Source organism: Mesorhizobium sp. M7A.F.Ca.MR.245.00.0.0 (assembly GCF_003997415.1).
In the GTDB taxonomy this organism is placed as follows: domain Bacteria; phylum Pseudomonadota; class Alphaproteobacteria; order Rhizobiales; family Rhizobiaceae; genus Mesorhizobium.
In genome coordinates this window covers 1-14,615 of record NZ_RZTE01000033.1, presented here as the reverse complement: position 1 = coordinate 14,615, position 14,615 = coordinate 1, and the positions used below count along the sequence as shown (strand labels likewise).

At 64.4% G+C, this 14,615-nt stretch carries 17 protein-coding genes (1 of these 17 running past the window's edge); 6 read left to right on the top strand and 11 right to left on the bottom strand.

Annotation, left to right across the window (positions count from 1 at the left end; translation table 11 throughout):
* Positions 1 to 74, top strand: the 3' end of a protein-coding gene (locus EOB80_RS25805; RefSeq protein WP_164762723.1) for a LysR family transcriptional regulator. It extends 814 nt beyond the left edge of the window; only the last 74 of its 888 coding nucleotides appear in the window; its start codon lies beyond the left edge, outside the window; the stop codon is at positions 72 to 74.
* A gap of 38 nt (positions 75 to 112) precedes the next feature.
* Here the strand turns inward: EOB80_RS25805 and EOB80_RS25800 are convergent, their stop codons facing one another.
* Positions 113 to 700, bottom strand: coding sequence for a hypothetical protein (locus EOB80_RS25800; protein WP_127330633.1), 588 nt, complete (start codon positions 698 to 700; stop codon positions 113 to 115).
* Between the two features lie 125 nt (positions 701 to 825).
* Between EOB80_RS25800 and EOB80_RS25795 the strand changes: the two genes are divergently transcribed.
* On the top strand, positions 826 to 1,059 hold the full coding sequence (locus EOB80_RS25795) for a DUF2093 domain-containing protein (RefSeq protein WP_031213688.1): 234 nt from the start codon (positions 826 to 828) through the stop codon (positions 1,057 to 1,059).
* Here the strand turns inward: EOB80_RS25795 and lpxK are convergent.
* From lpxK to EOB80_RS25765, 6 genes are all read right to left on the bottom strand, one after another.
* Positions 1,056 to 2,081 carry a tetraacyldisaccharide 4'-kinase gene (gene lpxK, locus EOB80_RS25790; protein WP_127330631.1) on the bottom strand — a complete coding sequence of 342 codons (1,026 nt, stop codon included), beginning with the start codon at positions 2,079 to 2,081 and terminating at the stop codon, positions 1,056 to 1,058. The genes EOB80_RS25795 and lpxK overlap by 4 nt on opposite strands.
* 1 nt (position 2,082) lies before the next feature.
* A complete protein-coding gene (waaA, locus tag EOB80_RS25785) occupies positions 2,083 to 3,399 on the bottom strand; it encodes a lipid IV(A) 3-deoxy-D-manno-octulosonic acid transferase (RefSeq protein WP_027038607.1) in 1,317 nt (438 codons plus the stop codon).
* On the bottom strand, positions 3,396 to 4,187 hold the full coding sequence (locus EOB80_RS25780) for a lysophospholipid acyltransferase family protein (RefSeq protein WP_013532344.1): 792 nt from the start codon (positions 4,185 to 4,187) through the stop codon (positions 3,396 to 3,398). The genes waaA and EOB80_RS25780 overlap by 4 nt, the downstream gene beginning before the upstream one ends.
* A 5-nt stretch (positions 4,188 to 4,192) precedes the next feature.
* Complete coding sequence (locus EOB80_RS25775) at positions 4,193 to 4,438, bottom strand: DUF4170 domain-containing protein (protein ID WP_127257990.1); 246 nt, start codon at positions 4,436 to 4,438, stop codon at positions 4,193 to 4,195.
* 103 nt (positions 4,439 to 4,541) lie between these two features.
* The gene (locus EOB80_RS25770; protein WP_127330629.1) at positions 4,542 to 5,357 is read right to left on the bottom strand and encodes a 3'(2'),5'-bisphosphate nucleotidase CysQ; all 816 of its coding nucleotides are present in this window, start codon (positions 5,355 to 5,357) and stop codon (positions 4,542 to 4,544) included.
* Positions 5,344 to 6,687, bottom strand: a complete 1,344-nt coding sequence (locus tag EOB80_RS25765; RefSeq protein ID WP_127330627.1) for a TldD/PmbA family protein — start codon at positions 6,685 to 6,687, stop codon at positions 5,344 to 5,346. The genes EOB80_RS25770 and EOB80_RS25765 overlap by 14 nt, the downstream gene beginning before the upstream one ends.
* A gap of 167 nt (positions 6,688 to 6,854) precedes the next feature.
* Here EOB80_RS25765 and EOB80_RS25760 point away from each other — a divergent pair, with 167 nt between their 5' ends.
* Positions 6,855 to 7,271 (top strand): VOC family protein, encoded by a 417-nt coding sequence (locus EOB80_RS25760; protein ID WP_013532348.1) that lies wholly within the window; start codon positions 6,855 to 6,857, stop codon positions 7,269 to 7,271.
* A 23-nt stretch (positions 7,272 to 7,294) separates the two neighbouring features.
* On the opposite strand, the gene EOB80_RS25755 is transcribed toward EOB80_RS25760, so the two are convergent.
* Positions 7,295 to 8,545, bottom strand: a complete 1,251-nt coding sequence (locus EOB80_RS25755) for an FAD-dependent oxidoreductase (protein WP_127330625.1) — start codon at positions 8,543 to 8,545, stop codon at positions 7,295 to 7,297.
* Between the two features lie 113 nt (positions 8,546 to 8,658).
* On the bottom strand, positions 8,659 to 9,699 hold the full coding sequence (gene epmA, locus EOB80_RS25750; RefSeq protein ID WP_127330623.1) for an EF-P lysine aminoacylase EpmA: 1,041 nt from the start codon (positions 9,697 to 9,699) through the stop codon (positions 8,659 to 8,661).
* A gap of 117 nt (positions 9,700 to 9,816) precedes the next feature.
* Here epmA and efp point away from each other — a divergent pair, with 117 nt between their 5' ends.
* Positions 9,817 to 10,386: an elongation factor P gene (gene efp, locus EOB80_RS25745; RefSeq protein ID WP_027038615.1), complete on the top strand. Its 570-nt coding sequence runs from the start codon at positions 9,817 to 9,819 to the stop codon at positions 10,384 to 10,386.
* A 272-nt stretch (positions 10,387 to 10,658) separates the two neighbouring features.
* On the opposite strand, the gene EOB80_RS25740 is transcribed toward efp, so the two are convergent.
* Positions 10,659 to 11,270, bottom strand: a complete 612-nt coding sequence (locus EOB80_RS25740) for a TetR/AcrR family transcriptional regulator (RefSeq protein ID WP_127330621.1) — start codon at positions 11,268 to 11,270, stop codon at positions 10,659 to 10,661.
* 97 nt (positions 11,271 to 11,367) lie between these two features.
* Between EOB80_RS25740 and EOB80_RS25735 the strand changes: the two genes are divergently transcribed.
* Both EOB80_RS25735 and EOB80_RS25730 read left to right on the top strand, forming a co-directional pair.
* Complete coding sequence (locus EOB80_RS25735) at positions 11,368 to 12,795, top strand: coniferyl aldehyde dehydrogenase (protein WP_127330619.1); 1,428 nt, start codon at positions 11,368 to 11,370, stop codon at positions 12,793 to 12,795.
* A gap of 5 nt (positions 12,796 to 12,800) precedes the next feature.
* On the top strand, positions 12,801 to 13,298 hold the full coding sequence (locus EOB80_RS25730; RefSeq protein WP_245466444.1) for a GFA family protein: 498 nt from the start codon (positions 12,801 to 12,803) through the stop codon (positions 13,296 to 13,298).
* A 341-nt stretch (positions 13,299 to 13,639) separates the two neighbouring features.
* Here EOB80_RS25730 and EOB80_RS25725 read toward each other — a convergent pair whose 3' ends face one another.
* Positions 13,640 to 14,503 carry a patatin-like phospholipase family protein gene (locus tag EOB80_RS25725; RefSeq protein WP_127330617.1) on the bottom strand — a complete coding sequence of 288 codons (864 nt, stop codon included), beginning with the start codon at positions 14,501 to 14,503 and terminating at the stop codon, positions 13,640 to 13,642.
* Between the last annotated feature and the right edge of the window lie 112 nt (positions 14,504 to 14,615).

Sequence of the window (14,615 nt, the reverse complement as noted above, 5' to 3'; positions counted from 1 at the left end):
CCGCCCGCCGCATCGCGGCGGAGGCCGGGCTGGCGCCGGAAAAGATCGAGGCGTTCATCGAAGCCGAGCGGTAGGCCTTCCGCCGGGCATATATCGAGAGCCGATTCGAAGCTCAGCGAAGCAACAACAGAACGAACCCAAGGATCACGATTCCCAGCAAACCGGCCACTATCGAAACAAAGCCGACCTTCACCAGCAAGTGCTCAGGGTTCGGCGCCGCACCATGGGATTGATTGGCCGGCCTGTGCCTGCCCGCCAATGCACCCAAAGCGGCAGCGTTGCGCGGGACTGGAGCCTGCGGCGGGATAAGCGACAGCAATGACAGCCCCGCAACCCTGGCAGGAGCATTATCATTGGCCGTTGTCGAAGGCGGCAAGAAGGCTCGCGGCGTTTCGGCTTCGGGTTTTGCCTTTCTCGCCGCGATCGTTGCCAACGCCGCCTCTTCGCCCGTTTCAAGTTGGGCAAGATAGGCATCGACGATGCCAGCCGATGCGATCTGCTGCGATTTGACGGCCATTGGCGCGGCCGGCAAAGTCAACAGCGCTGGCGCTGTCTGTTGTGCGAGCAGAGACGGCGCCGGCGGTTGGACCAGCGCCTTGACCAGTGCCGTCATGACTGGATCAGCCTGCCCCGAGGGCACGGCCTGCGGCGTCATCACTTCCCTGAGCAAGGCGGGAAGACGAGTGGAGGAAATGTCCATTGCGGCCCACCAACACCATTTTTCCGCCTCACAATAAGCGTTCAGCATTGTCTCAGGCTTGTCGCATGCTTGACCTCGCCGGGAATTTATGGCGATGAAATCCTCATGAACCCTGGCGTCCCCGCATGATGAACCGTTTCGAAGGCCCCGGCGGCAAGGAAGCCCGCATCCGCTATCTGGATGGCGACTTCCAGGTTACCAGTCCCGGCGCGTTCGTGCGTTGCGCGGTGACAGGCGAAAGCATTCCGCTCGACGAGTTGAAATACTGGAGCGTCGCCAGGCAGGAGCCCTACATCAGCGCCACCGCCTCGCTGCGCCGCGAAATCGAGATGCATCCGGAGCTGCGTAAACGCGGTTAACCCTTCAGCTTGCGCTGGCGCCAGGCATCGAGCGTCTCGTCGATGATGCGCTCGGGAACGTGATCGAGTTCGAAGACAGTGTCGATCTCCAGCACCTCGAGCCGGTCGAGAAAGTCCTGTGAGGCGCCGTGGCGCAGTCGGGCGGCGTCCTTGGCGGTGGTGATGAGCACCAGCCCTTCGGCGCGTGCGGTCGCCGCCAACTCGGCAAGTTCGTCCTCGGCATAGAAATGATGGTCCGGAAACGGCCGCGTCAACGCCAGTTCGCCGCCGGCTTCGCGCACCGTGTCGAAGAATTTCTCGGGATGGCCGATACCGGCGAAGGCGAGGAACCGCTTGCCGGCAAGCCCTGCCGTGCCGCTTGGCTCTGTATGGGCCTCGAAGATCGGCCGGCCGGCGCGTGCCGCCTGGCGGACCACTGCGTCGGCGGCGGTGCCCTCGCCCATTTTCAACAGCCCGCTGGTGAAGACCAGCTGGTCGACGATTTTGGCCCTGAGCGGCCCTCCCGGAATGACGCGGCCATTGCCAATTCCGTAGCGCGCATCGACGACGACCAGCGCATAATCGATGTGGATGCGGGCGCTCTGGAAGCCATCATCCATGATCAGGAAATCGCAGCCATGCCGTTCCAGCAGCAGCCGGGCGCCGGCGGCGCGGTTCGGCGTCACCGCCACCGGCGCGTGTTCGGCGAGCAGCAGCGGTTCGTCACCGACATGCCTGGCACTGTCATGGTCGATATCGACCACGTGAGGCTCGGCGAACGAGCCGCCATGGCCGCGCGACAGGAAGGCTGGTTTCAGATGCATTCGCTTCGCCTGCTCGGCGAGCGCGATGGCCACCGGTGTCTTGCCGGTGCCGCCAACCGTGAAATTGCCGATGCACAGAACGGGTGCTTCGATCTTCTCGCGCTTGGCCCGCCGCATGCCGCGGCCGGCGGCGGCGGCATAGATGGCCGATAGCGGCGACAGTGCCAGGACCCGCCAGTCCGGCTCTTCCCACCAGAATGGTGGTGCTTCAGAGGCCACGCTAGCGACCGTTCGCGCCCTTCAGGCGCGACTTGACGACCAGCGGCTGGATATAGGGCTCAAGCGATTTCAGCGTGCGCGCCAGCGCGCCACGCATCTCGTCGACGGTCGCCACACCCGCCGCCATCATCTCGTGGCGCGCCACTTCGTTGGTCAGGAGGAAATTGACGGCGCCGGCCAGCATGTCGCGATCGCGCACCAGCTTGGCGCCGCCGCTGTCGAGGAGACGCTGGTAGGCCTCGCGAAAATTCTGAACATTGCGCCCGGCGAGAACCGCGGTGTCGAGCATGGCCGGTTCCAGCGGGTTCTGGCCACCCTCGGAGGTCAGCGAGCGGCCGACGAAGGCGATTTCGGTCAGCCGGAGATAGAGTCCCATCTCGCCGATCGTGTCGCCGAGCAATATATCCGTGTCGGCGGCTATCCTGTCGCCCTTGCTTCGCCGCGCGACCTTCAGGCCCATGCCGGAAATCTGCGCCGCAAGCGCCTCGCCGCGATCGGGATGACGCGGAACGACGATCGTCAGAAGACCATGGTGGCGTTTGTGCAGCGTCGCGTGGACTTCAGCCGCGACCACTTCCTCGCCGTCATGGGTCGAGATCGCCGCCCAGGTCGGGCGCGTGCCTATCTGCCGCCGCAGCGTCGCCAGCGCCCGTTCGTCGACGGGCGGCGGCGAGGTATCGACCTTGAGATTGCCCGACACGGTGACCGGCCGGGCGCCGAGCGCCAGAAACCGCTCGCCATCGACATCCGACTGCGCCACGACGTGAGCCAGGTTCTCGAACAACGCCTCGGCGATGTTGGCCCGTTTCTTCCACGACTTGAACGAGCGGTCGGAGAGCCTGCCATTGACCAGCACCTGCGGCACGCGGCGCGCGCCAAGCTCGAGGATGGTCATCGGCCAGATTTCGGATTCGGCGATGATCGCCAGATCCGGCTGCCAGTGATCGAGGAACCGGCTGACCGCCGGCTTGAGATCGAGCGGTACGTATTGGTGGATGATCCGGTCACCGAGACGCTCATCGGCGACCTGCGCCGAGGTGACCGTGCCGGTCGTCAGCACGATGTTGACGCCGTAGTCGAGAATGCTTTCGACCAGCGGCACGACGGCGATGGTCTCGCCGACGCTCGCCGCGTGGATCCAGATCACCGGCCCGTCGGGGCGCGCGCGGCCGGCGACGCCGTAGCGCTCGCGGCGGCGGTAGCGGTCTTCCTTGCCGCGCGAGGTGCGCCAGGCCACATAGGGCCCGACCAGCGGATAGGCGGCCGCACCTGCGAAACGGTATGCCGACAGCATGGCTCGCGCCCAGCGGCCGCTCATCGCGGAGCATCCACGAGACGGTAGGCCTCGGCGGTCGCGGCATTGAGCGCGGTCGTCACTTCCTGGCGCTTGCGCTCCATTTCGGCGTCATCGGCGCCGGCCGCCACGAAGATCGGCTGGCCGATGACGATCGACGAACGGCCGAACGGCAGGTTGATGGTGGTCTTGTCCCAGCTCTTCTCCAGCACCTTGCGACGGCTGGTGGTGATGGCGACAGGCACAAGCGGCCGGCCCGAGAGGCGAGCCAGGAGAACGATACCAAGCCCTGCGTCTCGTGGCGTGCCGTGCGGAATATCTGCGATCATGGCGACGTTCTTGCCGACGGCGAGCGACTTTTTCAGGGCGATAAGCGCTTTTGCCCCGCCCTTGTCGAGATGCCTGGCATTTTCCCGCCCGCCCGAGCCGCGCACCGCCTCGATGCCGAATTTTTCCAGCATCAAAGCGTTGAGCTCTGCATCGGCGCTGCGCGAAACCATGGCGACCAGCGGCTTGCGCTTGGGGTAATAGGCCGGCGTCAGCAGATGCTGGCCGTGCCACAAGGCGATGATGCCAGGCTCGAACTCGGTATAGGCACCGCCCGAAAACCGTGCCGATCCCTCGACGACGCGATTGGTAAGGCGCACGAAGCGCACGAACTGAGCGAACAGGCTGGCGATGGCGTTCTTGACGAATCGCGACTGCGCCAGCGGTTGGCGAATCTTGCGCCAGAACGCCTTGGTCGTGCGGCTGCGTCCCCTGCCCGTGGGCGCGGCATCGCTTGCTGGCCCTTTCGCCAGGTCATGCTCCATCGAAGTCAACCGGCAGCCTTGTTGTCGGGGTCCAGCAGCCGGTGCAGATGAACGACGAAGTAACGCATGTGGGCGTTGTCCACGCTGGCTTGCGCCTTGGCTTTCCATGCCGTGTGCGCGGATTGATAGTCGGGATAGATGCCGACGATATCGAGCCCCTCGAGATCGCGGAATTCGGTGCCGCCAAGCTTCTTCAGTTCGCCACCGAACACCAGATGCAAAAGCTGTTTCTTTCCGTCTTCCGCGGCCATGTCGGTCCTTCACATATCGTGAGTTTGTGACAGGTCTAGACCAAAGCCGCCGACTTTGGAACCTTTAGGGCGAGATGAATTCATCTCGCCCGGGAAAACGCTTTCACGCGTCCAGACCGGCGATGACGCCGGCGAGCACGGCCAGCAATTCACCGCTGCCGGCAGCAAGGGCGCCGTGGCGGGTCATCTCGCCGGCATAAAGTGGAGCACGGCCATGCTGGTCGAGCAGCTGGCCGCCGGCCTCGCGCAGGATGAGGTCGGCCGCCGCGATATCCCAGTCATGCGCGTTCGGCTTGACGAAAGTGGCATCCAGCGAGCCATTGGCGATCATGGCCAGCCGATAGGCAAGCGAAGGGCTGTAGGGCGCCCGCTTCAGCCGCGCCTGCCATTCGGCCGGCATCAGGTCGGTCAACTGCTTCAGCCCGGAAATCTCGGCCGTGTCCGCCAGCTTGCGAACCGCAATGCGCTTGCCGTTGCGGAAGGCACCCTGGCCGGGCAGCGCCCAATAGGTTTCCTCCATCGCCGGGCATTCCAGCACGCCGGCCAGCGTACGGCCACGCTCGACGACGGCGACGCTGACGCACCAGGTGCGCTGGCCTTCCAGAAAACCGCGCGTGCCGTCGATTGGGTCGACGACGAAGGTGCGGCGTGCCGAAAGCCGGACCGGATCGTCAACCGTCTCTTCCGACAGCCAGCCATAATCGGGCCGCGCCGCCAGCAATGTTTCGCGCAGATAGGCGTCGGCGGCGTGGTCGGCCTCGCTGACCGGCGATGTGCCGCCCTTCATCCAGACTTGCGGGCTGTTGCCGAAGTAGCGCATGGCGATGAGCCCCGCCTCGCGGGCAGCATCGCGCAGCAGCGGCAAGTCCCCAGAGGCGCCGGAGATGGCCCCGGCTATGGTCAGGTCATGCTCCGGCAAGGGTCATGCCTTCGATCAGGAGCGTCGGCGCCGCGGTGCCGAAATTGCGGTCGAGGTCATCGGCCGGCACCATGTTGAGGAACATCGTCTTCAGGTTCGACGCGATGGTGACCTCGGCGACCGGATAGGCCAGTTCACCGTTCTCGATCCAGAAACCCGAGGCGCCACGGCTGTATTCGCCGGTGACCATGTCGACGCCCTGACCGAACACTTCGGTGACGTAGAAGCCGGTCCTGAGCGATTTGATCAGCTCTTCCGGCGACCGCTCGCCCGGTTCGATGGCGAGATTGGTGGAGGATGGCGTCACGGAGGAGCCGCCGCGCGCGCCGCGGCCGTTGGTGACGAGGCCCAGTTCCCTTGCAGCCGAGGTCGACAGGAACCAGTGGTTGAGCACGCCCTTCTCGACCATCAACAGCTTTTCGCCTTCGACGCCTTCGCCATCGAACGGACGCGAGGCCTGGCCACGCCGCCTAAGCGGCTCGTCGGTGACGGTGATGGCGGAGGCGGCCACCTGCTTGCCCATCATGTCACGCAGGAACGAGGTCTTGCGCGCGACCGAGGCGCCGTTGATGGCGCCGGCCAGATGGCCGGCGATGCCGCGCGCGACGCGTGGGTCCAACACCACGTCGACCGGCCCGGTCGCTGCCTTGCGCGCGCCGATGCGGCGCACCGCGCGTTCTCCGGCCTTGCGGCCGATGTCCTCGGGCGAATCGAGATCGGCAAAGTGCTGGCGCGATGAGAATTCATAGTCGCGCTCCATGCCGGTGCCCTCGCCGGCGATGACGCTGGCCGAGCGCGAGAACCGCGAGCCGACATAGTGGCCGAGGAAGCCGTGCGAGGTGGCCAGCACCAGGCCGCCGAGGCCGGCACCGGCGCTGGCGCCGGCCGAATTGGTCACGCCCTTGACGCCAAGCGCTGCCGCCTCCGCCGCCAATGCGGCTTCCTTCAACTGGTCGGCGGACACCTCGGTGGCGTCGAACAGATCGAGATCGCGTGTCTGTTTGGCCAGCAATGCCGGGTCGGCCAACCCCTGATAGGGATCCTCAGGCGAGACTCTCGCCATGGAAACAGCGCGTTCGGCCAGCGTTTTCGGGTCGGACGCCGCTGTCGCCGAGACACTCGCCACGCGGCCGCCGACGAAAACACGCAGCGCGACATCCTCGCTCTCGGAGGCTTCGGTAGCCTCGACTTTGCCGAGACGCACCGACACGCCGGTCGAGCGGCCGCGCACGGCCACGGCGTCGGCGGCATCGGCGCCGGCCTTCTTGGCAGCCTCGACCAAGGCCGCGACGCGGTCGGTCAATTTTGCTGCGTCTGATATATCGGTCATGCCTGAAATCCTGCTGGTGCGGCCGGTGTGCGGCCGTTGCCCACCCATCTATTGTTCCGGTCCGGCTTGTGCAATGGCATAGGCTTCAATCAAAATGCAGGGTGGGCGGTTCAAAACCGCGAACCCTGTGACGCAAAATCGGTTCGCAGCTTGCACGGAGCATTTCGATGACACCTTTCCATCTCGCCTTCCCGGTCCGTGATCTCGATGAAACCCGCGTTTTCTATGGCGAGGTGCTGGGCTGTGCGATCGGCCGTTCATCGGCGACCTGGGTCGATTTCGACCTTTACGGCCACCAGATGTCGGCGCATCTGCGTCCGCAGGCCGCACAGGCCCCCAGTGACGGCAAGGTCGACGGCATTGTCGTGCCGATCCCGCATTTCGGCGCCGTGCTCTTGATGGACGACTGGCAGCGCCTGGCGACGCGGCTGGAGGCGCGCGACGACATCGACTGGCTGGAACGGCCGATGGTGCGTTTCAAGGGCGAGCCCGGCGAACAGGCAACGCTTTTCATCCGCGACCCCTCGGGCAATGCCCTGGAATTCAAGGGTTTTCGCTCGCTGGAGCAGGTTTTCGCGCACTAACTCAGATCGAGGGCATCGGTCGATCAACGGCCGAAACGGCCCGCCGCGAAAGGTGCGAGCCGAGCCGGATCGCCGCGTCCGCCGATCAAGTCGGCGACCAGCCGCGCGGTGATCGGAGCCAGCGTCAGGCCGAGATGGCCGTGCCCGAAAGCATGAATTACGCGGGAGCTGCCGCGCGAAGCGCCGATGACCGGCCTGGAATCCGGCAGGGACGGCCGGAAGCCGAGCCATTGCGAGGCAGGCGAGCCGAGCCTGGGAAAAATTTGCCTGGCGCCACGGTCAAGCAGCGCCAGCCGGCGCGGATTTGGCGGCGCGACCAGGCCGCCGAGTTCGACGGTGCCGGCGACCCGCAAGCGGCCAGCCATCGGCGTCAGGTAGAATCCAAGATCGACGGGACAGACAGGTCGGTTGAGCAGCGGCGCGTCGGTCTGGAATTCCAGATGATAGCCGCGCTCGGTCTCGAGCGGAATCCTGTCGCCGGCCTGCGCGGCCAGTGCGCGCGACCGTGCACCGGCGGCGATCACCACCGTGCCAGCCTTGATGCGAACGCCGGGTCCGCTGAGCTGGACACCGTCAGCCTCGACCTGCAGTCCGGTGATCTCAGCCTGCTTCACCGATGCACCACGGGCACTCACCGCGCCCAGCAACCGCCGCATCACCATTGCCGGATCGGTGACATTGATCGAATCGGGAAAATACACGCCATGCGCTGCTGTCGCCGGCAGGCCCGGCTCAAGCGCCGCCACCTCTTCGGGAGTCAGCACCTCTTGGCGGATGCCAAACCCAGCGCGCATTGCCCGGCCGCCGGCGCCAGCGGCAAAATCGCTCTCGCGGCGATAGAGGTAAAGACAGCCATTGTGGCGCAGCTGGTCCTCCAGCCCGGCCTCCCCGGCCATGTCTTCCCAGGCCGGGAGGGCGTCGGCCAGCAGTCCGGCGAGCGCCAGCGCATTGGCCCGGGTGGCCGCCGGCAGCGATTGCCGCATGAACCGAACGAGCCATGGCGCCAGCTGCAGCAGCGCCGGCCAGCGCAGCGAAAACGGGCTGTCGGGATCAAGCAGCAGCTTTGGCAACGCCCGCAGCACCGCAGGAGTGCCGACCGGCATGCAGGCATATTCGGCGATCGTTCCGGCATTGCCTGATGACGCGCCGGAGCCCGGCTCGTTCGGATCGATGAGCAGGACTTCGCGGCCGTCCGCGACAAGGCGAAGTGCCGTCGCCAGCCCGACAACTCCGGCGCCGACAATGGCGATTTCGACCGTTTCAGAAGCAGCCACTGTAGATCTTCCCGATTGACCTTGAAATCCAGTACCGATCATGTGGTCTCTTGGTTCGGGGTCACGGTCCAGTCTTGATCCCTGGAATCGAATAGGCCAGATCTTTCCGCGCCTCAGGCAACAGGCGTCCAGATCACGTCCTCGATTTTTTGCGCGCCGGTGGCCAGCATCGCCAGCCGGTCGAAGCCGAGCGCGATGCCGCTGGCCGGCGGCATGATGGCCAGCGCGGCGAGGAAATCCTCGTCGAGCGGATAGCGCTCGCCATAGATGCGCTGTTTCTCATCCATCTCGATGATGAAGCGCCGGCGCTGCTCCTTGGCGTCGGTCAGTTCGCCAAAGCCGTTGGCGAGCTCGACGCCGCAGCAATAGAGCTCGAAGCGGTCCGCCACGCGTGGGTCATTCGGGCTCGGCCGCGCCAGTGCCGCCTCGGCCACCGGATATTCGCACAGGATGGTCGCTCGCCCTTGCCCGAGCAACGGCTCGATCTTTTCCACCATCACCCGGCTGAACAGGTCCGCCCAGCTGTCGTCGGGCGCGGTGCGCAGGCCGGCCTGGGTCAAGGCGGCGTATAGCGCGTCGCGATCGGTGCTTCCGTCGGCGGCGACCGTGGCCAGCAGGTCGATGCCGGAATAGTGGGTGAAGGCGTCCGCCACGCTCAGCCGTACCGGCTCGGCAAACGGATCGCAGTCGCGGCCCCGAAAGGAGAAAAGAGTAGCCCCTGCCCTTGTCGCGGAGAGCGCCAGGAACGCGGCGCAATCCAGCATCAGGCTCTCATAGGCTTCGCCGACCCGATACCATTCGAGCATGGTGAATTCGGGATGGTGCAAGGGGCCGCGCTCGCGGTTGCGATAGACCGGACCGAAGCTGAAAATGCGCTGCTCGCCGGCGGCGAGCAACTTCTTGCAGGCAAACTCCGGCGAGGTGTGGAGATAAAGCGGCGCCCTTGCGCCGTCCGGCCCGATCGCATCGGTGGCGAAAGCCGCCAGATGCGCCTCGTTGCCGGGCGAGACCTGCAGGGCGGCTGTCTCAACCTCGACGAAATCATGGGCAGCGAACCAGTCGCGCAGGCTGGCGGCGATGCCGTTGCGCAGCATCAGCCGCGGGCGGCGGTCGGCGTGAACGTCAGGCGTCCACCAGGGCGAAGCTTCGGTCATGCGGCTCGGAACATGGTGGAAGGGGGCTGGCGGCGGCGGCCAAGATGCGGTAGGCCCCCATCCAGCGCCGCACTAGCCGGCAAACGCCAGTCAACTCTTCTTGCAGGATTTAAAACCGTGGTGAAAGTCATCGCCAGTTCGCTCCGCAAAGGCAATGTCGTCGACAAGGACGGCAAGCTTTATGTGATCCTCTTTGCCGAAAACATCCACCCAGGCAAGGGCACGCCGGTAACGCAGCTCGACATGCGCCGCATCGGCGACGGGGTGAAGGTTTCGGAACGCTACCGCACCACCGAACAGGTGGAGCGCGCCTATGTGGAAGAGCGCGAACACACCTTCCTGTACCGTGATGGCGAAGGCTTTCATTTCATGAACCCGGAAAGCTACGATCAGGTCGCGGTATCCGAAGCCGTGGTCGGCGACATGGCGCCTTACCTGCTGGAAGGCATGGCCGTGCAGGTGTCGCAGTTCAACGGCATCGCCATTTCCCTGGTGCTGCCGCAGCGCGCCACCTTCGAAGTGGTGGAAACCGAGCCGACGACCAAGGGCCAGACGGCCTCGTCATCCTACAAGCCGGCCGTGCTGTCCAACGGCGTGCGCACCCTGGTCCCCCCGCACATCGCGCCGGGCACCCGCGTGGTGGTGATGACGGCTGATGGCGCTTATGTGGAGCGGGCTAAGGACTGAGGGGGGCGGCTTTAGCTTCAGGGGTAAGCGGGCGAAGACGGTTATTCCTCCGCGATCGCTTCGGGCCATGAGCGACCCATTAGGGACAAGGCATCGAATAGCCGCCGTGGGGCCGGATGCGGACCGCCAGCTCCTAGCAGCAAGATCTGTAAAAGCTGACATTCAGTTCTGCGCGAGCAACGTTCTGATCTGACCCAGTCGGCAATCGGTGGCGAGAAGCGGTCATTCACTAAGGACCTGTTTGTCGGATATTTTTGCATGAACAGCTAGTGTCAGTTTGCTGGGTTCCCCAGCCCTTCCACTAGTGTGCTCAAAGCCGCATCCAAGGGGGCCGATCCGACTTTTTCGGGCACCAGGAGCCCATCGATCGCGAGCATGGTCATACCGTGGATGAGCCCCCACCAGGCTGCCGCCTGACCTTCTATCGGCCGCTTGCGAATGCTCCCCGCGGTCTGGCCGCGCCGGAGGATTTCGAGCGCCACGTCGAAGACCGCGAGCGCCCGCTCATTGAGATGCATCCCTGCGGCTTTCTCCTCCCCTGCGCTGAACATCAGGCGGTAGAGAGCCGGGTTGTCCGCGCCGAACGCGACGTAGGCATTAGCTATCGGAGTGATTTCGTCGCGCAGAGATTTGGGCGTCTTGGGCTTCGCGGCCGACAGGGACTCGCGCAGCCGGTCGAACCCAATCATAGCGAGCTCTGTAAGCAGAGCGGCCTTATCGGGGAAGTGCTTGTAGGGTGCCGCGTGGCTGACGCCAGCCCGGCGGGCGACTTCCCGCAGCGTGAACTGCCAGCCCTTCTCCTCTCGAAGCATATCCAACGCCGTCTCGATAACCGCACGACGGAGATCACCGTGGTGATAGGGGCGGTTGGGTGCGTCCTGCATGGTACCTCAAAGTTTCTCGTGTTTACATTGTTGACAGTGGCTACTTAAGCGCCTATGTCAAGAGCATAAGTTTCTCTTGTCTACATCGGAGTGGACCATGAACGCCATAGCAAAAATCACCGACGCTGATCGGCTAGGCAGTCTCCTCGCTAGCCAGCGTGCTGCCTTCCGGCGTGACGGAGCGCCTTCGCTGGCGCAGAGACGCGCCGATCTGACCAAGTTCCGATCCGCGATCATCGGGCATCGCAAGGCGATCGAAGACGCCATCGATGCCGATTTCGGGCATCGCTCGAGGTATGAGACGGCGATCATGGAGGTTGGAGGGGTCGCAGAGGGCACGAAGTATCTGATCCGCAACCTACGCAAATTCATGGCGCCGACCCGCCGACACGTTGCGCTGCACATGCAGGCCGGCAAGGCCCGCGTCGAGTATCAGCCGCTCGGCGTCGTCGGCGTGATGTCGCCGTGGAACTACCCGGTGAACCTGTCGCTGATGCCAGTCGTCACAGCCATCGCCGCCGGAAACCGGGTGATGCTGAAACCCTCGGAGTTCACACCCGTCACCAATGCGCTGCTCGCGAAGATGCTGGGCGAGATCTTCCCCGAAGATCAGTTCGCGATCGTCACCGGCGATGCGGCCGTAGGATCGGCGTTCTCGGCCTTGCCGTTCGACCATTTGGTCTTCACCGGGAGCATCGCAGTAGGGCGATCGGTCATGAAGGCCGCAAGCGACAACCTGGTTCCGGTCACCCTCGAACTCGGAGGCAAGTCACCTAGCATCGTCGCCAAGGGCCACGCCCTCGGCCAAGCGGCGGCGTCAATTGCATACGGAAAGCTGCTCAGCGCAGGACAAACCTGCATCGCCCCGGACTACGCACTGGTCCACGACAGCGAGGTTGATGAATTCGTCAAGGCGTATGACCGGAAGGTGGCGTCCTTTTATACTGACGGTCCGACGAGTGAACACTACACCTCGATCGTCAACGAGCGGCACTATGCCCGGCTTCAGAGCCTGATCGACGACGCCCGCTCCAAAGGAGCGCGGATCATCGAGGTCGGCAATCGACCCGGCGAGGCGTCCCGACGCCCCAACACGCTGGCGCCGACCGTGGTGCTTGGCGTCACGGACGACATGCGCATCGCTCATGAGGAGATCTTCGGCCCAGTCCTGCCGATTTTTCCCTACCGCGACGTCGAAGAAGTGATCGCCTATGTGAACGCCCGGCCCCGGCCTCTCGCGCTCTACTACTTCGGCGCCGATGACGAGGACCGACGCAAGGTGCTGAGCCGAACGACCTCCGGCAACGTCACCATCAACGGCACGATCATGCACATCGCTCAGGATGACTTGCCTTTCGGCGGTGTCGGTCCCAGCGGCATGGGCGCATACCATGGCATCGAAGGCTTCCGTACCCTCAGCCATGCCAAAGGGATCTATGAGCAGGGCCGCTGGAACCTCTCCAACCTTCTGCGCGCGCCCTTCAGACAGCCGATCGATACCATCCTCAACATGATGCTCCGGTGATCAGCATGCCGTCATCAAATCCAGCTCAGGAGCATCAGCACATGACCACTGACACGTCGTTGCCGCTACGCGGCTCCTGCGAATGCGGCGCTTGCCCGTTCGAGGTGCACACTGCGCCAAAGGGCAGATTCCGGTGCCACTGCCTGATCTGCCAGGCGTTCAACGGCAAACCGTTCGCGGATGTGGTCGCCATTCGCGCCAAGGATGTCGTGCTGAAAAATGCCGGCAACATCTCATTCAAGAAATACCGTCCGCCGCCGAACTTCAACCGCGGGGTCTGCCGGACCTGTGGCAAGCCGGTTGTGGAGGTTGCCGGCTTTGGGCCTTTCAAAGTGATGTTCATCCCGGCCAGCACTTTCGAGCCCGAGGCCCGGCTGCCGCCGGTTCGGTTCGACATGTTCTATCACCGTCGAGTGCTGGACATGCCCGATAGCGTGCCCAAATACAGCGGCTATTTCGCGAGCGAGTTGGCGGTCGGGAAACTGATCATGAGTGGTTTGTGAAATGGCGAGTCGATCTATTTGGCGAAGCATGATCCGATTGCTCCCTAAGGTAGCGGGAGCAATGCTCGGCGGCAGATTAGGGTCGGTTCACGACTGCGCAGCAGTCTGCGCGAGTGTCAAGAATTGGCGCAACAGCGAACACTATTAGGGTCCCAAGGATGTCCGCTTTCAGGAAGCGCCGAAGCTGATCTCAACGACCGACATGGGGCGCTTAGCCGCCATTTGGCCGTGAACTCGCCTATATCCGCATCGGGTCAAATGCGACCGCTCCCGCCTTTTGCTCGCTTAAGCCAGTTCGGGAAGCAGAATAGGCGTCATGCCTCAGCGGCACGCCACCACCCTCACGCGCCAACACGCTTCCCGCGCTTGCCTCTCCCACCCCTCGCCTCAACCACCTTCTCCACCTGCCGCTTCAGTTCGTCCTTGATATCCACCGTCTCGTTCATCAAAGCATCGATCTTCAGGAAATCCAGGACGCGGTATCTCGACACTGCCGGGCGGACCAGGATGTCGGGGCGGCATTGTTTCAGCTTGTTGGCGATGATCGACTGCATCATCAGTTGTGTCGCGCCGAACATCAGGTCGACGGAGGTCGGCTGTTTGCGGTCGGCCTCTTCCGGCGCGCCGACGACGTCGACGCCGATGATGATGTCGGCATCGTTCTCGATCAGGTCGAACGGCACCGGGTTGTAGATGCCGCCGTCGATCAGCAGCCTGCCGTCGCGCGTCACCGGGCGGAACACGGCGGGTATGGCCGCCGAGGCCGCCAGTGCGGAGTGCAGGTCGCCGTCCTCGAAGACGGCGAGCTTGTGGCCAAAATAGTCGGTCGCCGTCACCTTGAGCGGGATTTTCAGTTCGGCGAAGGTTTCGGGAATGGCTTCGGGCAGAAAGGCTTTCAGGATGCGCTCGACGTTGAACTGGCTGACGCGGATGCCGTTCTGCATGGCTTCGGCGATGGTGCCCGGCCGCGCCCGCCACATGCGGCTCGCCACTTGGGCGCGGCGGCCGAGGATCGAGCGGGCATAGTCGTGGATGTCCTTGCCGGTCATGCCCGATGCCATGCCGGCGCCCATGATGGCGCCGATCGACGAGCCGGCAATCGCCACCGGCTTGATGCCCAGTTCGTCCAGCGCCTCGATGACATGGATATGCGCCAGCCCGCGCGCGCCGCCGCCGCCGAAGGCGATGCCGAAGCTAGGCGCCATGGTGCGCGGCTCCAGCCTCGTTTCTGGCGGGCGATGGAGACCGCCAATTGTTGAAGTTGGCGCCGCCCCTCACCTGCCTGCCGGCATCCTCTCCCCGTATAGTGACGGGGAG